Below are 1,943 nucleotides of genomic sequence, written 5' to 3'. Positions count from 1 at the left end.
GCCCGGGCGCGTAGGGGCGCGACCAGTCATACTTCGGGGCGAAAGTGTACTGATACTGGGAAACCGGAACGTCCACATACAGGCCCGGATAATTGTTATCCCGCCAGGTCCCCCCAATCTCCTGAGCCTTCTCATAAATCCTGAAGGCAATACCCATATCCTTCAGATGCTTGCCGATGTGGATACCGGACATCCCGGCACCGATCACCACTACATAAGGGTGCTCACCCATCAAAATTCTCCGTTCAACTGAAGCCTGTCTTGTTGGCAGATCGCCTTTGTGACTGCCATCACCACAACAGTAGGGCCGGTAAGAGCCTGACTTCCAACAGGTGTTCCGAGCGTATTTACCGTGATCCGATGTAACTACCGCCTTGTCCAACGCTGGAGGGGGCTGGACTGAGAAAACAGAGCAACCTAACGACCGCCAGTAGCGGGAACGGCCGGGCAATAAACTGATGCGCGCCTGCGGCTCATAACTGGGAAGCTGGGGACGCGGTTCAACCACAGCCGGACGCGCAGCTGCACCTCCAGCCCAGAGGTCTCCGGACGCCCCTTGCCGGATGATGCAGGCAAGCGGAAGCATTGCCGGGCTGAGCCGCCCGTAGATGCCCCGTCATTTGGCCCTGCGGGAATACCACTAGGGGGATAAGGCCCCGTCCATTGCATCTCTGAGCCATGCTGCACCAGGACTGTCTGCGATATCGATCCGGTGAACAAGCTGAGCAGCGACTTCATTCGGTTGTTCTACAGGCCGCCAGACGAAACGGGTATCGGTTGGAGGAATGTGTGACCGCGGAGCTGGCATGAAGGCCTGGCTGCTGGCAATCAGTTCGCTGGTCTCAGGATCATCAAGGAACAGCCCCCGGCTGAGGTTTTCGAACTCGTGCACCTGGCCGCGGGCGAAGTGTTCCTTGAATAGGTCGGCAATACTCTCGTACATGTGTGGCGAGAGTTCGCGGGACCAAACTGCCAGCTTTCGATCGAGCAGGTCGGTTCGGCGGACGATGGCGGACTCCGCGAGGGGGTCACTCTTTCCCAAAACGATTCCCATATTCGTTGGTGCGACCGGTCTACGCGCCAAGCCCTCCGCGTCCACCGCCGCATTAACTATGGCGCCGTGGTAAGTACCGTTCCGTGTTCCATAAATGGCCTGCTCGGTCCAACACTCGACAAGCGAGAACTTCACGCTGGGGTGCCTGGCAACCACCGCCATGCGCAGTTTGGTTGCCTGTTCCAGGAACGACGGGGTGAAAGCCAGGAAGATCGTCTCTCGCACACGCGAGTTTGCGCGTTCGGCCTCTACGCAGGCGGCTTCGAAGGAATCGATGATTTGGCGGCATCGCTCGTAGAACACCTTTCCGGCCTCAGTCAATTCGACGTTACGCCTGGTCCGGTCAAACAAAGGCAAGCCGAGCTCAACCTCGAGCTGGCGAATTTGTTGACTGAGCGTCTGCTGAGCCATATGCAGACGTGCAGCGGCCCGTGTGAAATGAAGTTCCTCAGCGGTGACAACGAAAGTCGCCAAGTGCCGTAATTGAAGGTTCGTAGTATTAATGTTCATCACTAAGCTCCTGTGGAGCAGTCGGGCAGGTCACGGGGGAGTAATTCTTCCATAATTGACCATAAGGGGTGGCCGCGCCCTACGGGGCTAAAAGCCTCGGGGAACGCCGCAAGGTAAGTATTTCGACGCCGCCGGATTTGGTCCGATGCATGCGAGGCCGTCCGGCCTCAGTCCTCGATCGCGCTGAAGGACGCAACCTCCACGTCTTGTGTCAACACGGCGGGTGCCGATCGATGTTCAGGCTCGATCGGCACCCGCGAGAGGATACGTGTTACATCGGCACGCCTGCCCCAGCTTCCTGTACTGCCGGGGTTGGTGAGATTTTGAGGTCTTCGATTGCGAGGTCGGCGAACATTTCTTTGTGTTCGGTGTCGTACCA

Annotated in this window: 2 protein-coding genes; both read right to left on the bottom strand. The window is 58.1% G+C overall.

The window, feature by feature from the left end; all coding sequences use genetic code 11:
- Positions 1-232 (bottom strand): NAD(P)-binding protein (locus AC1D14_RS22525; RefSeq protein WP_476969228.1); only part of this gene is annotated, 232 nt, incomplete at its 3' end.
- Positions 233-640: 408 nt separating this feature from the next.
- A complete protein-coding gene (locus tag AC1D14_RS22520) occupies positions 641-1,564 on the bottom strand; it encodes a LysR family transcriptional regulator (RefSeq protein ID WP_476969227.1) in 924 nt (307 codons plus the stop codon).
- Between the last annotated feature and the right edge of the window lie 379 nt (positions 1,565-1,943).

The sequence above is a fragment of the Arthrobacter sp. P1_B11 genome (assembly GCF_056406715.1).
Note: the sequence above shows the minus strand (reverse complement) of the source record. Positions and strands in the feature narration are given on the sequence as shown.

What these genes read in the sequence shown, in the direction of transcription:
- AC1D14_RS22520 (WP_476969227.1), bottom strand. Translation starts at nt 1,564, where the DNA reads ATGAACATTAATACTACGAACCTTCAATTACGGCACTTGGCGACTTTC.